The sequence below is a fragment of the Calidifontimicrobium sp. SYSU G02091 genome (genome assembly GCF_022631395.1).
GTDB classification, from domain to species: Bacteria; Pseudomonadota; Gammaproteobacteria; order Burkholderiales; family Burkholderiaceae_C; genus Calidifontimicrobium; species Calidifontimicrobium sediminis.
On sequence record NZ_JALBGB010000034.1, the window covers coordinates 12,031 to 25,403 of the forward strand.

General features: G+C 67.9%; 21 protein-coding genes, 1 tRNA gene and 2 pseudogenes. 20 read left to right on the forward strand and 4 right to left on the reverse strand.

What is annotated here, in order from left to right:
* Positions 1–98: 98 nt before the first annotated feature.
* Entirely contained in the window at positions 99–998 is a 900-nt protein-coding gene (locus MOJ79_RS16210) for a LysR family transcriptional regulator (RefSeq protein WP_241925093.1), read from the forward strand.
* Positions 999–1,089: 91 nt separating this feature from the next.
* On the opposite strand, the gene fahA is transcribed toward MOJ79_RS16210, so the two are convergent.
* The 3 genes and pseudogenes from fahA to MOJ79_RS16225 form a co-directional block, all read right to left on the reverse strand.
* Positions 1,090–2,376, reverse strand: a complete 1,287-nt coding sequence (gene fahA / locus MOJ79_RS16215; RefSeq protein WP_241925094.1) for a fumarylacetoacetase — start codon at positions 2,374–2,376, stop codon at positions 1,090–1,092.
* Complete coding sequence (locus MOJ79_RS16220; protein WP_241925095.1) at positions 2,373–2,912, reverse strand: VOC family protein; 540 nt, start codon at positions 2,910–2,912, stop codon at positions 2,373–2,375. Before MOJ79_RS16220 ends, fahA begins: the two co-directional genes overlap by 4 nt.
* A gap of 1 nt (position 2,913) precedes the next feature.
* Positions 2,914–3,030 (reverse strand): annotated as a pseudogene (locus MOJ79_RS16225) (4-hydroxyphenylpyruvate dioxygenase); the annotation flags it as partial.
* 259 nt (positions 3,031–3,289) lie between these two features.
* On the opposite strand from MOJ79_RS16225, the gene MOJ79_RS16230 reads away from it, so the two are divergent.
* Together MOJ79_RS16230 and MOJ79_RS16235 are read left to right on the forward strand one after the other, a co-directional pair.
* On the forward strand, positions 3,290–4,282 hold the full coding sequence (locus MOJ79_RS16230) for a TerC family protein (protein ID WP_241925096.1): 993 nt from the start codon (positions 3,290–3,292) through the stop codon (positions 4,280–4,282).
* A pseudogene (locus tag MOJ79_RS16235) lies at positions 4,252–4,425 on the forward strand (transposase zinc-binding domain-containing protein); the annotation flags it as partial. The gene MOJ79_RS16230 and the pseudogene MOJ79_RS16235, both read left to right, overlap by 31 nt.
* Positions 4,426–4,612: 187 nt before the next feature.
* Here the strand turns inward: MOJ79_RS16235 and MOJ79_RS16240 are convergent.
* Complete coding sequence (locus tag MOJ79_RS16240; RefSeq protein WP_241925097.1) at positions 4,613–5,080, reverse strand: transcriptional regulator; 468 nt, start codon at positions 5,078–5,080, stop codon at positions 4,613–4,615.
* A 190-nt stretch (positions 5,081–5,270) separates the two neighbouring features.
* On the opposite strand from MOJ79_RS16240, the gene MOJ79_RS16245 reads away from it, so the two are divergent.
* The 17 genes from MOJ79_RS16245 to MOJ79_RS16325 all read left to right on the forward strand — a co-directional run bounded on the left by MOJ79_RS16245 (position 5,271) and on the right by MOJ79_RS16325 (position 13,373).
* Positions 5,271–5,531: a hypothetical protein gene (locus tag MOJ79_RS16245; protein ID WP_241925098.1), complete on the forward strand. Its 261-nt coding sequence runs from the start codon at positions 5,271–5,273 to the stop codon at positions 5,529–5,531.
* A 225-nt stretch (positions 5,532–5,756) separates the two neighbouring features.
* Complete coding sequence (locus MOJ79_RS16250; RefSeq protein WP_241925099.1) at positions 5,757–6,011, forward strand: hypothetical protein; 255 nt, start codon at positions 5,757–5,759, stop codon at positions 6,009–6,011.
* A gap of 170 nt (positions 6,012–6,181) precedes the next feature.
* A tRNA-Ser gene (locus tag MOJ79_RS16255) sits at positions 6,182–6,296 on the forward strand.
* Positions 6,297–6,328: 32 nt separating this feature from the next.
* Positions 6,329–8,164: a transposase family protein gene (locus MOJ79_RS16260; RefSeq protein WP_241925100.1), complete on the forward strand. Its 1,836-nt coding sequence runs from the start codon at positions 6,329–6,331 to the stop codon at positions 8,162–8,164.
* A complete protein-coding gene (locus MOJ79_RS16265) occupies positions 8,161–8,601 on the forward strand; it encodes a hypothetical protein (protein ID WP_241925101.1) in 441 nt (146 codons plus the stop codon). The genes MOJ79_RS16260 and MOJ79_RS16265 overlap by 4 nt, the downstream gene beginning before the upstream one ends.
* The gene (locus MOJ79_RS16270) at positions 8,598–9,341 is read left to right on the forward strand and encodes an ATP-binding protein (protein ID WP_241925102.1); all 744 of its coding nucleotides are present in this window, start codon (positions 8,598–8,600) and stop codon (positions 9,339–9,341) included. The genes MOJ79_RS16265 and MOJ79_RS16270 overlap by 4 nt, the downstream gene beginning before the upstream one ends.
* Complete coding sequence (locus MOJ79_RS16275; protein ID WP_241925103.1) at positions 9,338–9,565, forward strand: hypothetical protein; 228 nt, start codon at positions 9,338–9,340, stop codon at positions 9,563–9,565. Before MOJ79_RS16270 ends, MOJ79_RS16275 begins: the two co-directional genes overlap by 4 nt.
* A 1-nt stretch (position 9,566) precedes the next feature.
* A complete protein-coding gene (locus MOJ79_RS16280) occupies positions 9,567–9,854 on the forward strand; it encodes a hypothetical protein (RefSeq protein ID WP_241925104.1) in 288 nt (95 codons plus the stop codon).
* 52 nt (positions 9,855–9,906) lie between these two features.
* Positions 9,907–10,392, forward strand: a complete 486-nt coding sequence (locus tag MOJ79_RS16285; protein WP_241925105.1) for a hypothetical protein — start codon at positions 9,907–9,909, stop codon at positions 10,390–10,392.
* A 2-nt stretch (positions 10,393–10,394) separates the two neighbouring features.
* A complete protein-coding gene (locus MOJ79_RS16290; protein ID WP_241925106.1) occupies positions 10,395–10,655 on the forward strand; it encodes a hypothetical protein in 261 nt (86 codons plus the stop codon).
* Positions 10,637–11,107 (forward strand): regulatory protein GemA, encoded by a 471-nt coding sequence (locus MOJ79_RS16295; RefSeq protein ID WP_241925107.1) that lies wholly within the window; start codon positions 10,637–10,639, stop codon positions 11,105–11,107. Before MOJ79_RS16290 ends, MOJ79_RS16295 begins: the two co-directional genes overlap by 19 nt.
* Positions 11,104–11,583: a hypothetical protein gene (locus MOJ79_RS16300; protein ID WP_241925108.1), complete on the forward strand. Its 480-nt coding sequence runs from the start codon at positions 11,104–11,106 to the stop codon at positions 11,581–11,583. Before MOJ79_RS16295 ends, MOJ79_RS16300 begins: the two co-directional genes overlap by 4 nt.
* Positions 11,580–11,948: a hypothetical protein gene (locus MOJ79_RS16305; protein WP_241925109.1), complete on the forward strand. Its 369-nt coding sequence runs from the start codon at positions 11,580–11,582 to the stop codon at positions 11,946–11,948. The genes MOJ79_RS16300 and MOJ79_RS16305 overlap by 4 nt, the downstream gene beginning before the upstream one ends.
* A gap of 92 nt (positions 11,949–12,040) precedes the next feature.
* Positions 12,041–12,265 (forward strand): hypothetical protein, encoded by a 225-nt coding sequence (locus MOJ79_RS16310; protein WP_241925110.1) that lies wholly within the window; start codon positions 12,041–12,043, stop codon positions 12,263–12,265.
* Complete coding sequence (locus MOJ79_RS16315) at positions 12,265–12,627, forward strand: Mor transcription activator family protein (protein ID WP_241925111.1); 363 nt, start codon at positions 12,265–12,267, stop codon at positions 12,625–12,627. The genes MOJ79_RS16310 and MOJ79_RS16315 overlap by 1 nt, the downstream gene beginning before the upstream one ends.
* Before the next feature lie 27 nt (positions 12,628–12,654).
* Positions 12,655–13,188 carry a lysozyme gene (locus MOJ79_RS16320; RefSeq protein WP_241925112.1) on the forward strand — a complete coding sequence of 178 codons (534 nt, stop codon included), beginning with the start codon at positions 12,655–12,657 and terminating at the stop codon, positions 13,186–13,188.
* Positions 13,185–13,373 (forward strand): hypothetical protein, encoded by a 189-nt coding sequence (locus tag MOJ79_RS16325; RefSeq protein WP_162910160.1) that lies wholly within the window; start codon positions 13,185–13,187, stop codon positions 13,371–13,373. Before MOJ79_RS16320 ends, MOJ79_RS16325 begins: the two co-directional genes overlap by 4 nt.

A 13,373-nucleotide genomic window follows, 5' to 3' on the forward strand; every position in this document is an offset into this window, starting at 1 on the left:
AGAATCTTCGGTCGAACGGCGCATCTGCAAAAGCGATAAATTGGAATCGCACCACATGCTTAGAATCGATATGCTCTGTCCCGGAGGTTCACGCCTTGATGACTTTCAAGCAGTTGGAGGCGATCTACTGGGTGGTACGGTTGGGCGGCTTCGCACAGGCAGCCAACAAGCTGCACACCACTCAGTCGGCGGTGTCCAAGCGGATTCAGGAACTGGAAGCGCTGTTCGAGACGCCGCTGTTTGACCGGTCACGTCGCACCGCTCGGCTCACCGAGAAGGGCGACGAGATGTTCCTGCTGGCCCAACGGCTTCTGGAACAACGCGACGCCGCGGTCGAGCAGTTCCAACGCCCCGAGGTGACGGAGCGTCACGTGCGCATCGGCGTGACCGAATTGACTGCCATGACCTGGTTGCCCCGTTTGATCGGCGCCATCCAGCGCCACTACCCTCGGGTGATCATCGAGCCGCACGTCGACGCCAGCGTGGTGCTTCGCGACAAACTCCTCGCCGACGAGGTCGACCTCATGATCGTCCCCGAGGTATTCAACGATCAGCGGTTTGTCTCCAGGCCGGTCGGGGTAGTCGAGAACGCGTGGATGTGCAAGCCAGGACTGGTCGGCCCGTGCACCCGTCTGCGCATGCACGAGTTGGCTGCGCATCGCCTGTTGACGCAAGACGACCGCTCGGGCACTGGGCTGCTCTACAACCGCTGGCTGCGTTCGATTGGCGTGCAGCCCGACAACCTGCTGTTCAGCAACAGCGTGGTGGCGCTGATCGGGCTGACGGTTTCCGGCATGGGAGTGAGCTATCTGCCCAAGAAGTGTCTGGCGCCAATGATCGAGTCAGGCACGCTGGAAGCCCTCAAGGTCACCCCTGCCCTGCCGCCGGCAACCTACTCGGCGTTCTGCAAAGCCGACCAACGCAGCTCGCTCGTGAGCTCCATCGCCAGGATCGCGGAAGAGAGCTGCGACTTCGGGCGGATCTTCCAGACCGCCTGAGGCATCGGCCTGGCTTAAGGCGGCCTCTTCCAGGGACGCTACCCAGAGCCATCCAGCCACGAGCTCGGTGGCGCGCGGGGCGGGGCGCTGCTTACAGATTTCCTGGGTCCAGCGCGGGCTGAACGGTTCCGGCGCACTCGCCGAATCCGATGCTCCTGAAGCCGCCCTGCTCGCAACGCCCGCGCAGAACGATGGCATCGCCGTCGTGCAGGAAGCTTCGCATCTCGCCATTCGACAATCGCAGAGGCTGCACGCCGCCGTGCGTGAGCTCCAGCAGCGATCCCGCTTGCTCTGGCATGGGGCCCGACAAGGTGCCAGATCCGAACAGATCCCCGTTGCTCAGGCTGCAGCCGTTGACGGTGTGGTGCGCCACGAGCTGCGCAGCCGTCCAGTACGCGTCGGTGAAGTTCGATCGGCTCAGGCGATCCCCAGCGTGGCCGGCTTCCCGCATGGCGCTGGTCTGTATCCACACCTCCAGTCCCATGTCGATCGCGCCGCGCTCGCGGTTGCCTGGCGAGTCGAGATAGGGCAGCGGCTGCGGATCGCCCTCGGGCCGGCTGAACGGCCTCCGGAATGGCGCCAGCGCTTCCATGGTCACAATCCACGGCGAGATCGTGCTGGCGAAGTTCTTGGACAAGAAGGGGCCGAGCGGTTGGTACTCCCAGGCCTGGATGTCGCGTGCACTCCAGTCGTTGAGCAAGACCACGCCGAACAGGTGGTCCTCGGCGTCCTTCATCCGGATCGGTTCACCCTGGGGATTGGGCCGGCCGATGATCAGTCCGACTTCGAGCTCGTAGTCCAGCCGCGCACTGGGCGCCAGGGTTGGCTGAGTGGCGCCGGGAGGCATCCGCTGCCCCAAGGGCCGCTTGAACGTGTTGGGGCTGGCGTTGATGGTCGATGCACGCCCGTGATAGCCGATCGGCACCCACTTGTAGTTGGGCAGCAGCGGGTTGTCCGGCCTGAACAGCTTGCCCACCGTCGTGGCGTGGTGGATCCCGGTGTAGAAGTCCGTGTAGTCCCCGATCTCGCAAGGCAGGCCCATGCGAACCCGCGATTGCGGCACCAGCGCGTCCCTGAACACGGATTCCTGGGGGCTGTCCCGGCGCAGGCCTTGGCTGATGGCCAGGCGCAAGGCCTGCCGCACTTCGGGCAGCAGCCGCATGAGCCGGTTCATGTCGTACGTTTCCAGCAACCGCGCACGACGCAGGTCCAGCACCTGGTCGCCGATGGCCACACCGATGCGCCAGTCCATGTCGTCGGCGCGGCGGAAGCGCCCGAACGGCAGGTTCTGGATCGGGAAGTCGGTCGCCGGATCGTTGGCTGATTCGACCCAGCTCTGCAGCGCGGGGTCGTGGGTTTCGTCGACGGCGGCAATCATGTCCTGAACTCGCGCTCGTGCAGGAAGGCTGCGTGCTTCGGCGCACGCCGGGTCTTCGACCACTCCTCGAGCATGTCCCACTTCACCGCGTCCAGGCGCCGGATCATGGCCTCCTCGTCCGGATCCGGGCAGGCCAGTTCTACGCGGTGGCCGTTGGGGTCGAAGAAGTAGATTGAGTGGAACGCGCCGTGGTCAGTGACGCCCAGCACCTCGACGCCCTGCGCCTCCAGGTGGGCGCGGAACGCCAGCAGCGTGGTTCGGTCCTTCACCTTGAAGGCGATGTGCTGCACCCACTCAGGCGTGTTCGGGTCGCGACCCATCGGCGGCTGCGTAGGTAGCTCGAAGAAGGCCTGGACGTTGCCGCCACCCGCGTCGAGAAAGACGTGCATGTAGGGATCCGGTGCCTTGGTGGACGGGACCTGGTTCTCGGCGATGGCGAGCACGAAGTCCATCTTCAGCATCTGCTGGTACCAGAGCACCGTCTGCTTCGCGTCCTTGCAGCGGTAGGCAACGTGATGGATGCGATCGATCTTCATGTCAGGCCTCCACCTGGATGGCACCGCGGCGCACCTGGTCACGCTCCAGGCTCTCGAACAGCGCCTTGAAGTTGCCTTCGCCGAAGCCGTCGTCGGCCTTGCGCTGGATGAACCAGGCGATGGTCGGCGTCGGCCAGCGCCTGTCCTGGCCGCAGCAGCACCCGGTGGTGGACAAGCACTGCATCGGCGGCATCCCCGGCAACCGCACCTCGATGCTGGTGGTGCCGATCGTGGCCGCGCACGGCATGCTGATCCCCGAGACCTCCAGCCGCGCCATCACCTCGCCTATGCTCTCCGCTTCTGGGCCCGCACGAGACGCACGTCTCGAGCAAGACCTTTCGGCGCGATCCCCAACCCTTCACTTCTCGGGAGTGTCGATGGCTTCCATCGCGCCGGCCTGGCTCTGGGCCTTCTTCGTCGTTTCCGTCATCGTCGCGCTGTTCATCGACTTCGTCGTGCTGAAGAAGCAGGGTGCCCACGCGGTGGGCGTCAAGGAGGCGCTGAACTGGTCGCTCGTCTGGGTGGCGCTGAGCTTCGCGTTCAACGGCCTGTTCTGGTGGGCGGTCTACCAGGACCACGGCATGGAGGTCGCGAACACGAAGAGCATGGAGTTCCTGACCGGCTATCTGATCGAGAAGAGCCTGGCGGTCGACAACATCTTCGTGTTCCTGATGATCTTCACCTACTTCGCGGTGCCGCCGGCGTTCCAGAAGCGGGTGCTGATGATCGGCATCATCGGTGCGATCGTGCTGCGCACCGTGATGATCCTCGTGGGCTCGTGGCTGATCGCGCACTTCCACTGGATCCTCTACGTGTTCGGCGCGTTCCTGGTCATCACCGGCATCAAGATGTGGTGGGCCTCGGGGCAGGAGCCCGACCTCGAGAGCAACCCGGCGCTCAGGCTGCTCAAGCGCTTCATGCCGGTGAGCAAGGGCTTCGACGGCGAGAAGTTCTTCACCGTCGAGAACGGCAAGAAGATCGCCACGCCGCTGCTGATGGTCGTCGCGCTCGTTGGCGTGACCGACGTGATCTTCGCCGTCGACTCGATCCCGGCGATCTTCGCGATCACGACCGACCCGTTCATCGTGCTGACGTCGAACATCTTCGCGATCCTCGGCCTGCGCGCGATGTACTTCCTGCTCGCTGCGGTGGCGGCGAAGTTCCACCTGCTGAGCTACGGACTGGCGGTGATCCTCGTTTTCATCGGCACGAAGATGCTGCTGATCGACGTCGTCAAGATCCCGGTGCTGGTCTCGCTCGGCGTCGTCGTCGCGGTGCTGGCGATCACGATGGTGTGGAGCGTCAAGACCGCGCCGCGCCTGCCGCAGCGCACGGCCGACAGTGCGGCATCCTGGCCCACGGCTTCCTGAGGCTGCGCTGCGGCGAGTGCGGTCACGACAAGCTGCTGGCGTTCAGCTGCAAGCGCCGCGGGTTCTGTCCGTCGTGCGGGGCGCGACGCATGTCGCAAACCGCCGCCCACCTGGTCGGGCACGTCATCCCGCACGTGCCGGTGGAGGTGTTCGGATTAGATGCGACAGAGTTGATGCGACAAAAAGGTCGCGGGAAGGCGCGGGAACAGCCGGGAAATAACGCTAAGCCATTGATTTGACGAGCAAATCTGGCATCTGCAGCGCAGCGAGCGCCTCATCGGGCGTGTGCTCGCATTGCATGCGACAAGCAAGCGAGCGCCAGCGGCTGTTTCAGGCCCGTTTTTGTAAGGTGGCGGTCAGGTTGCTGACGGCCTGGCGCAGCTCGGCCAGCTCTGTTTTCTCACGAGCGCGCGCGAGAAACTCGTTGAGGAGAGCCTCGGCCTCCTCGGGGCTGGGGGCGGATTCGACGAGCTCGATGATCTTGGCCCAGCGGCGGGCGTGGGGGCCGGCCAGGGCGTCCAGAGACGCGCTATCGCGTTGATTTTCTTCGTTTTTCAGTAGTTCGGCACGGGTGCGCGGGCCGCGCCCCGTGGCCAGCCAGTCCACCGTCACGCCGGCGGCGTCGGCGATCTTGACGAGCTTGTCGAACACAGGCTTTTTGCCTTCTAGATACGAACGAATCGTTGCTTCTGGAAGCTTGCATCGGCGCGCGAAAGACGAGACGGTCTCGTCTGCGATGCACTCTCGCAGACGCGCAGGCAGCTCGGAAGCCGTGTCCGATTCTTGATCGTGGCTCATGGCGAATCGGACATGCGAATCGGACATCGCGCACAAATCGGACGCGAATCGGACGTGTGAATCGGACGTGAATCGGACGTGAATCGGACGTGAATCGGACGTGAATCGGACGTGGCGCACATTCGCAAGAAGTTGTTGGCGTCGCGACTTGTTGCGTTATACTCTCGCAAACAGTTACGAGGATAGCACCATGAAGCGAGAGCGTGAACTGAGGCGCGAGCCGCTGGGGGATGCCACCCGGGTGCGCGGGCTGCTGGCGATGGCAGGCTACCGCTCGATCACCGCTTGGGCGGAGGCGCATGGCATCAAGCCGGTGACGGCGCGGCGGGTGATCTACGACTGGGCGCAGCGCGCCGACCGCGAGCCGCACGGGGGTGTGGCGCGGGAGGTGATGAAGAAACTGCGCCAGACGGTGGAGGCGGCACGCGATGCCGCGCGGGAGGCGGCGTGATGGCCATGGACGTGTGGCTCACACCACAGCAGATCGCGGCCATGCGGCTGGCCGGGATGCCGACGACGGATCGGCGCGTAAGGACATGGGCCGAAAAAAATTTGGCCGTGATTCGCAACATGTTGCGAGGAAAGGGCATCGAAATCGCGCTCTCCAGCCTGCCGCTGGAGGCGCAGCGGGATTACTACGCGCGGTTTGCGGCGCGGATGACAAAGGAGCACACCCATGAAAGTCAACCCCATGAAGCCCGTCTCACGGGTGATGAGCGGGCCGGTGCTGGTGGCGTCCATCGTGCGCACGGGCAACGGCCGGCCGGGGTCGCCGGTGCGGTGGATGCCGTACTGGTCGCAGATCGCGGAGCGGCTGGGGGCGCCGGTGCCGCCGCCGAGGTTTTCGAGCCGTCACGAGGCGGAGGCCATGGCGATGCTGTGGGCGCATACGCGCCTAGCGCACGCGGCGCGCGTGGAGCGGGAGCGGTGACGGCGCCCGCTACGCCGGATGTAGCGCCTTCTGTCGTTCTGCCCGCCCCCGGCGGCGAGCCTATCCGGGTGGGGTTGCCCTCTCCTGCCTTGTCTTCGACAGCTCTGGCGGCCACCGGAGCGGGTGGGCTCACCGGCGGGGGTGGCGCTGGATGCGCCTTCGTGCCGGGCGGTGGCGTCGCCGCGCCGGCAGGGTACCCGATGGCAGCCTCGGCGACGGCTGCGGCGAACGCGGGCAACGGGCCGCTAACCCGTGGGGCCGGTTCGATTCCGGCTGCCCCCGCCATTTTTGAGACCAGCGATGCGATTTTGGTCGGGATGATCGACGGCAGAGCGCCGCGCGACGATGACTTTGAGCGGGTGCAGCAGGCGCGCGACCTGATGCTGCTGCTCAAGCCCGTCCTGGACTTGCCGGAGCGCCACCGCGGGCGGCGCGCGATGGCCGAGGAGGTGGCGCGCGCGCTTGGAAAGAGCGTGGCGCAGGTGTACCGGTTGTGTGAGATCGCGCGGGAGGGCGGTGTGCTGGCGCTGGCGCGGCTGGGGCAGCGTCGCGACCGCGGGCAAGCGCGCACGCTCATTTCCAGCGGGTGGCTGGCGTGGGCGCAGGAGGCCGCTGGGCGCTGGGGCGCGATGGATGTGCCGGAGCTGGCGGAGCGGATGCGCCAGGCGGTGCGCTCGGCCTGGGTGGGCGGGGCGGCGAGCGAGCGGCAGTGTTGGCTGAAGGCCACGACGCATGTGGCCAAGGAGTTGATGGAGATGGGGCTGCCGCGTGACCTGGGCGCGCGGCTCATCAGCCTGCCGGCGCCGCGCCGGTATCTGGACGCGGAGGGTCGGCATTTCCGGGTGGCGGGGCGCTTCCTGCGCGATGCCAAGGGGTTCTACGACAAGAACCGCGCACCAGTGAAGCGCACGGCCGCCGGGATGATGCCGGGCGAGGTGGTCTGCGGCGATATCACGCCGCTGGATATTCCGGTGCTGCGCGAGGATGGCTCGACGGCTTATGCGCGCATCGTCATGTGGCACGACGTGGCGACCAACTGGCTGCACTATGACCTGGTGCTGCTGGACAAGGGCGAGGGCATCCGCCGCGATGTGGTGGCGGCATCGTTTGCCCGCATGTGCGAGGAGGCGCCGTTTGGGGCGCCGCGGCGGCTGTATCTGGACAACGGCAGCGAGTACCGCTGGGACGAGATGCTGGCCGCGGCCAAGCGGCTGGCCGATCTGACGCAGCACGCGTTTGCCGCAGAGGACGCGGCCACGGCGCCTGAGGATCGGCGGGTGGTGCGTTCGATTCCGTTCCATCCGCGCGGCAAGCGGGTGGAGGGGCAGTTTGGCAACCTGCGCCACTGGCTGGCGTGGTGGGTGGGCTATGTGGGCGGCAACCGGATGACGAAGAAGGTGGTCACCCTGGGCAAAGGCGTGCAGCCCGCGCCGTTCGATGAGGTGCGGCAGTGGCTCAAGGCCACCATCGACGATTACCTGGTCACGCCGCAGCCCTCGGCCGAGCACATGGGCGGAATGAGCCCGCAGCAAAAGCTCGAAGCCGCGCGCGTGGCGGGCTGGAAGCCTTGGCATGTGGACCGGCTGGCGCTGGCGCTGGCGTTTGCGGACCTGGAGACGCGGGTGGTGAGCCGCGGCACGGTGCAGGTGCGGGGCAAGACGTACTACGCGGACTTCCTGATGTGGATCGAGGGCCGGGTGACGGTGGCTGTGCCGCGCATTCTGGCCCCGGCCTTCGATGCGGTGTACATCCTGGACGGCCAGCGGGTGCTGGGCTGGGCCGAGCCCGAGCGTGTCTATGGGCTGCTGGATGAGGCGGGCGCCAAGGAGGCTGCCCGCCGGGCCAAGGCGGCTCGGGTGCTGATGGGCCAGAAGATCGAGGCTGCCGGCGGACCGCTGGATGAGTCCGCCACCGCTGGCCTGCGCGCGAAGCTGCTCGGATTGGATGAGACGCTGGAGGAGGCGAGATCGGCGGCACAGCAGGTGCAGGTTTCGCCCGAGTTGGTTGCGCTGATGGATGGGATGCGTCGGGCCGAAGCCGAGGCCATCGCGCGGATCAATGCGGCGTACCAGGCGCGGCAGGCCGATGGGATGGATCGCTTTGCCGCTGGCGATGACCCGGAGACGCAGCTGGCGCGGGAGATGGGGCTGTGAGCGCAGAGGACATCCAGGCTGGATGGCGCGCCGGCGTAGCGGCGATGGTGCGCGAGCTGCGCATCGGCCAGAAGCTGCAGCAGGCGTATCGAGCCGCGCTGGCGCATGGGGTCGATCTGCGCGTGCAGGATGGGCTGTCGCAGGCGTGGATGGACGGCTACGCCGATGCGTGCGCGTCGGTGGCCTGGGGCGCCTACGGCTACGAGGTGGGGTCTGGCAAGCCGGGCGTGCCCAGGGTGGCGCGCTGGGAGCCGGATTACCTGAGCTGGTATTGGCTGGGTCACCAGGCCGGCATTCGTGCCAGAAGGCTGGCCGACGCCCATCAAAACCAAGCCCGGTGGCTGCGCGAGGCAGCCGCCGGGCTGGAGATGTGGCTTTTGGAGCCGCCCCGTGACGGCGGGGCGGATGTGCAACCTAAGAAAGGAGCAAGGCGATGATAGCAAAAGGCGCGCCTGCGCGCGAGATCCGGGACACGAAGGTGGTGCGCGAGGCGCTGGCGCTGGCGCAGCTGGTGCTTGAGAGCGAAAACCCCATCGGCGAGATCACCGGGCCGGCCGGCACGGGCAAGAGCATGGCGGGCCGCGCCGTAGCGGACAAGATGGGGGCGCTGCGGCTGGCGGCCTGGGATGGGATGACGCGGCACCAGCTGCTGGTGGCGGTGGCGCAGATGCTGGGCATCGAGGGCGCGGGGGCGGCCGACCGCCTGCTGCGCCGTGGCGATGCGCACGAGCGCGCGCTGCTGGTGGTGGATGAGGCCAACAAGTGCAGCTGGCGGGTGCTGGAGACGCTGCGCTATTTGGCCGATGAGAGCGGCATCGCGGTGCTGCTGATTGGCACGGAGCTCTACAGCCGCAAGTTCGCCGAGGCGCGCACGCGCCCGCTGCTCATCCAGCTCGGCAGCCGCATCGGCGCAAAGCGCGTGTCCACGCGACACCTGGACCGCGCAGAGACCTACGCGCACGTGATGCGTCCGGCATTCGGCGACGTGGCCGATCGCGACATCGTCACCAGCTTCTGGCAGCTGTGCCGCAAGGGCAACTATCGCGAGGCGGTGGAGCTGGCCGGCGAGTGCCGACGGATCATGGCGTCAAACGCCATCCAAAGCCTGACACCGGCGGTGCTGGAGCTGGCCGGCGAGTGGATGGCCAATCGGCACGCGGTTGGGTCCGACGCATGAAGATCGAGGACATCGCCGACGTGCTCGGCTGCTCGAAGGCCGCCGCATCCATGCTGCGCTCTGGAAAGTACGAGCGCAAAGGCGGCGAGCTGCACGCGCGCTACCAGGCGCTCGTGCGCCTGGTCGACGCCGAGGCCGCACGGGCGCGCGTCCCAGACATCGCCGCTATCTGCCGCGCGTGCCCGCGCGAGGACTGCACCGGCTGCCGAATCGCGGAGCTCTGACATGACGCGCGACACCATCTACCCGAAAGCCATGGACCGCCTGATCTGGCGCTACCTGCGAGACGAGGGCGGCTGGCACAGCCGCGACGACCTCATCCGCGCGCTGGCGCTCGATGGAACCGGCGAGCGCATGCTGCGAGACAGCCTGCGCCGACTGCTGCGCAACGCAGCCATCAAGCTGCGCTGCACGCACGACGGCGTCGTCACCTACGGCGTCACCGCGCACTGCGAGCCGCCAGATGGCGAAACCATCGTCCCGGACAGCCACCGCCCCATGGGCGACGCATGACACCAGGGCAACACCGCGCCGCTGGCCGGCGGCGCCTCGAGGCAAGGACACCATGACCACCACCAACACCACCACCAAGCAGGCCGCCAAGCTGGCCCAACCAAAGGAAGCCAGCCGCCTGGCCGCCCACATCATCGACCGCGACAGCAACCAGCGCATCGACGCCGTCGCGCCCGCCCTCGTGCGCACGGCGCTCCAGGCATGGGAGCTCGTGCAGAAGATCGAGGCGCTCGAGGCCGAGCTTAAGACGCACAAGGACCAGCTCGCGCAGGCGCTGGCCGGCCAGAGCCTGGTCGTGCCAGGCGTGTGCCGCGTGAGCGTGGCCACCACGTCGAGCGTGTCGATCGTCGACGCCGAAAAGCTCCAGACGCTGCTGGGTGACCGGTTCAACGACCTCGTCGACATCAGCGTCTCCTACAAGCCGAGCGAGCACCTGCTGCAGATGGCCAGCGACGGCGACGACCCGATGGCGCCAGCCTATCGCGCGCTGCTGAAGGTGCGCAGCGGCACCACCGTGCGCATCACGGCCGAGAAGTGACCATGACCGCGCTGCACGGGCCTGACGGAGTCGGCGAAGAACTCGCAGAAGACGTGCACTGCGCACCACCAGTGCGCGCATTCGACGCCACGCTGCCGCAGCGCATCGCGCGCGGCGACGCCACCGTCTGGGACGCGCGTCAGGTGGAAGGTCTGATTGTCTGGATGCAGCGCTACGAGCAGGCGCTGCGCCACATCGCCGTCCATGGCGACCGCGAAAGCGCCCGCGTGGCGATGATGGCCATTTGCGTCGGGCACTGGTGATGGACGCCGCAGCGCGCCGCCGCGTCCTGCTCGGCCTGGCCCACAAGGCCGCGCTGCAGCTCGGCATGGACGAGGACACCAGGCGCGCTGCGCAGATGTCCTTCGCGGGCCACGCGAGCCTGCGCGACTTCACCTACGCGCAGCTCGTGGCCTGGTGCTGGGAACTCAAGCGCCGCGGCGCCGACATCGGCGTGCCAGCGCCGCCGCCAAGGGGCGGCACCGGCTGGGGGCGCCCCACGCAGCGGCAGCTCGCCGAGATCGAGAGGCTTTGCCTGGCGATGGGCTGGGACGGCCTGGACGACGGCGCCCTTCGCGCCTTCGTGCGGCGCACCTGCGGCGCCGACGACGTGCGCTTCGCAACGCGCCGCGACGCCACCGAAATCATCGTCGGGCTGCGCCGCTGGCTCGCGCAGCGCCAGCGCCATGCGGGACGGCGCGAGGTCCAGCGATGAGGCTGCGCTGCCCCGTCTGCCACGCCGAGGCCGCGCTCGAGGCCTGGGCCGAGGATGACGCAGCTCGCGAGCTGATGGCTCTTCTGTCCACATTGGATGCGACGCTTGGCAGGCCTCTGGTGGCCTATCTGGGCCTGTGGCGCAGCGCCAGCCGCGCCATGGCGTGGGATCGCGCGCTGCGCATCGCGCGCGAAGTGCTCGCCCTCGACGCCGATGCGCAGCGCCTGGCTGCGGCGCTGACGCAAACCGTCGAGCAGCTGCGCGCCAAGCGCGACGCCGGCGACGTTCGGCCGCTGACCAGCCACGGCTACCTGTTGCGTGTGCTGCAGGGCACCCAGGCAGCGATCTTGCCGTCAGACGATGGACTGGACACGTCTGCAGCGCGTCGGCTGGCAGCGCGCTCGCCGTCGGCCACCGTCGACGGTGTCATGCGCCTCGAGGCGCTCAAGCGACGTGCGCGAGGTGACGGCCAATGAGCGCCGAATCTTTGCCCGGCTGGCTCGTCGCGGAGGTCGCCGAGGGCATCCAGCGCCTGCTCGTGCTGCGCCTGGAAGGGTGCCCGCCGGCCGACGCCGTCGAGGCGGTCGCGCTTGCCTGGGCCGACGCCATCGTGATGCGCGGCGGCCTGTGGGACGAGGCACTCGATGCGCCGCGGCTGCGCGCGGCCTTCCGCCATCTGGCGGCGCACGTCACGCGCTGGCCGGCGCCGTCCGAGCTGTGGCAGCACATGCCGGCGCGGCCGCAGCCGCCGGCTCTCGACCGGCCCGCGCCAGCGCCGCAGGACAAGGAGCGCATCCTGGCGCTGCTGCAACAGGCGCGTCGCCGTCTTGTACGATCATGACGCTCAGGCGTGTGCATCGGCGGGTGCACACGCCTGAACGCATGCGGGGGCACATGGGGCGCATGGCCGAGCGCTCTGCCACGGAGTTCGACATGCGTGCCGCTCGACTCGAAAACTCGCCACGCCTGCAGCGCGTGGCACAGCTGCTCTCCGACGGGCGCTGGTACTCGACGCTCGACATCATCGTGGGCGCCGGCGTGTGCGCCGTCAACAGCTGCGTGGCCGAGCTGCGCGAAAACGGCCTCGCCATCGAGTGCCGCCGCGTGGGCAAGGACAGGTTCGAATACCGGCTGGCGCACGAAGGCGTGGGTCACTGATGGCCATCGCAGACACCACGCTGCTCGAGAAGCTGATCGGCGAAGACGCGCTGCGCACGCTCATCGGTGTGGCCGGAGGTCTGGCGCTGCGCATCCCCAAGAGCCCGCCACTGAGTGGCCCGCTGGCCGAACTGCCGATGCCGGCGCAGGAGGCCTTGGCGCGGTACGCGGCCGGCGACATCCTCTACATTCCAAAGTGCGACGGCGCAAGACGCGCAGCGCGCGACGCCGCGATCCGGGCGGCCTACGACGCGGGTCACCGAGTGCAAGACATCGCCCGCGAACACCGGCTCACAGAGCGCTGGGTCTACGAGATCCTCGGGCGCGACGACCAGAACGCAGAGCAGGGCAGCCTGTTCTAGCGCCTCTGAAGTGAATCAGCCTGCCGCTTGATCGGCATCGGCGGCACGATGGGCGCCATGAGCGCCTCGCCAGCCTTTCGTGTGGCCGTCTCAGCGCTGGCGCTGAGCGCCATCGGCGCGGCCACGATCGCCGTGCACGAAGGATACCGAAGCCGCGCCTACGCCGATGTCGCCGGCGTGCACACGGTGGGCTTCGGCACCACCAGGCGCGACGACGGATCTGCGGTACAGCCAGGCGACACCACCACGCCGGTGCGCGCCGTCGTGCGCCTAGCCCACGACGCCGCGCGCATCGAGCGACACATCAAAGACTGCCTGCCGGCAGACCTGGAGCTTTACCCGCACGAGTGGGACGCATTCATCAGCCTGGCCTACAACATCGGCGGCACAGCCTTTTGCGCATCGACACTCGCGCGCAAGCTGCGCGAGGTGCCGCCAGACTACGAAGGCGCCTGCGACGAGATCCTGCGCTGGACGCGCGCCGCCGGCCGTGAGCTCGACGGCTTGAAACGCCGGCGTGCTGCCGAGCATGAGCTGTGCAGGACGGGGCGCACGCCGTGAGGGCCGCATTCAACTTCCGCGCGCTTGCCACCGTGCTGCTCGGCGCGCTCTACGGAGGCGGCCTGTGGTGGGCCCTGGTCAACGGCCGCCTCGACGTGCAGAGCTTCGTCAGCGGCCTGGGTCCGAGCTTCGGGCTGGCGCTCGGCTACTGGTTCCGCGACGCGGCGTCGCCGCCTGCGCAGTGA

Coding starts and splice junctions, on each gene's coding strand:
- MOJ79_RS16250 (WP_241925099.1), top strand. CDS start 5,757: ATGAAAGTCAACCCCATGAAGCCCGTCTCACGGGTGATGAGCGGGCCG.
- MOJ79_RS16220 (WP_241925095.1), bottom strand. CDS start 2,912: ATGAAGATCGATCGCATCCATCACGTTGCCTACCGCTGCAAGGACGCG.
- MOJ79_RS16240 (WP_241925097.1), bottom strand. CDS start 5,080: ATGAGCCACGATCAAGAATCGGACACGGCTTCCGAGCTGCCTGCGCGT.
- MOJ79_RS16300 (WP_241925108.1), top strand. CDS start 11,104: ATGAGGCTGCGCTGCCCCGTCTGCCACGCCGAGGCCGCGCTCGAGGCC.
- MOJ79_RS16210 (WP_241925093.1), top strand. CDS start 99: ATGACTTTCAAGCAGTTGGAGGCGATCTACTGGGTGGTACGGTTGGGC.
- MOJ79_RS16310 (WP_241925110.1), top strand. CDS start 12,041: ATGCGTGCCGCTCGACTCGAAAACTCGCCACGCCTGCAGCGCGTGGCA.
- MOJ79_RS16275 (WP_241925103.1), top strand. CDS start 9,338: ATGAAGATCGAGGACATCGCCGACGTGCTCGGCTGCTCGAAGGCCGCC.
- fahA (WP_241925094.1), bottom strand. CDS start 2,376: ATGATTGCCGCCGTCGACGAAACCCACGACCCCGCGCTGCAGAGCTGG.
- MOJ79_RS16290 (WP_241925106.1), top strand. CDS start 10,395: ATGACCGCGCTGCACGGGCCTGACGGAGTCGGCGAAGAACTCGCAGAA.
- MOJ79_RS16260 (WP_241925100.1), top strand. CDS start 6,329: ATGATCGACGGCAGAGCGCCGCGCGACGATGACTTTGAGCGGGTGCAG.
- MOJ79_RS16285 (WP_241925105.1), top strand. CDS start 9,907: ATGACCACCACCAACACCACCACCAAGCAGGCCGCCAAGCTGGCCCAA.
- MOJ79_RS16230 (WP_241925096.1), top strand. CDS start 3,290: ATGGCTTCCATCGCGCCGGCCTGGCTCTGGGCCTTCTTCGTCGTTTCC.
- MOJ79_RS16270 (WP_241925102.1), top strand. CDS start 8,598: ATGATAGCAAAAGGCGCGCCTGCGCGCGAGATCCGGGACACGAAGGTG.
- MOJ79_RS16280 (WP_241925104.1), top strand. CDS start 9,567: ATGACGCGCGACACCATCTACCCGAAAGCCATGGACCGCCTGATCTGG.
- MOJ79_RS16315 (WP_241925111.1), top strand. CDS start 12,265: ATGGCCATCGCAGACACCACGCTGCTCGAGAAGCTGATCGGCGAAGAC.
- MOJ79_RS16245 (WP_241925098.1), top strand. CDS start 5,271: ATGAAGCGAGAGCGTGAACTGAGGCGCGAGCCGCTGGGGGATGCCACC.
- MOJ79_RS16305 (WP_241925109.1), top strand. CDS start 11,580: ATGAGCGCCGAATCTTTGCCCGGCTGGCTCGTCGCGGAGGTCGCCGAG.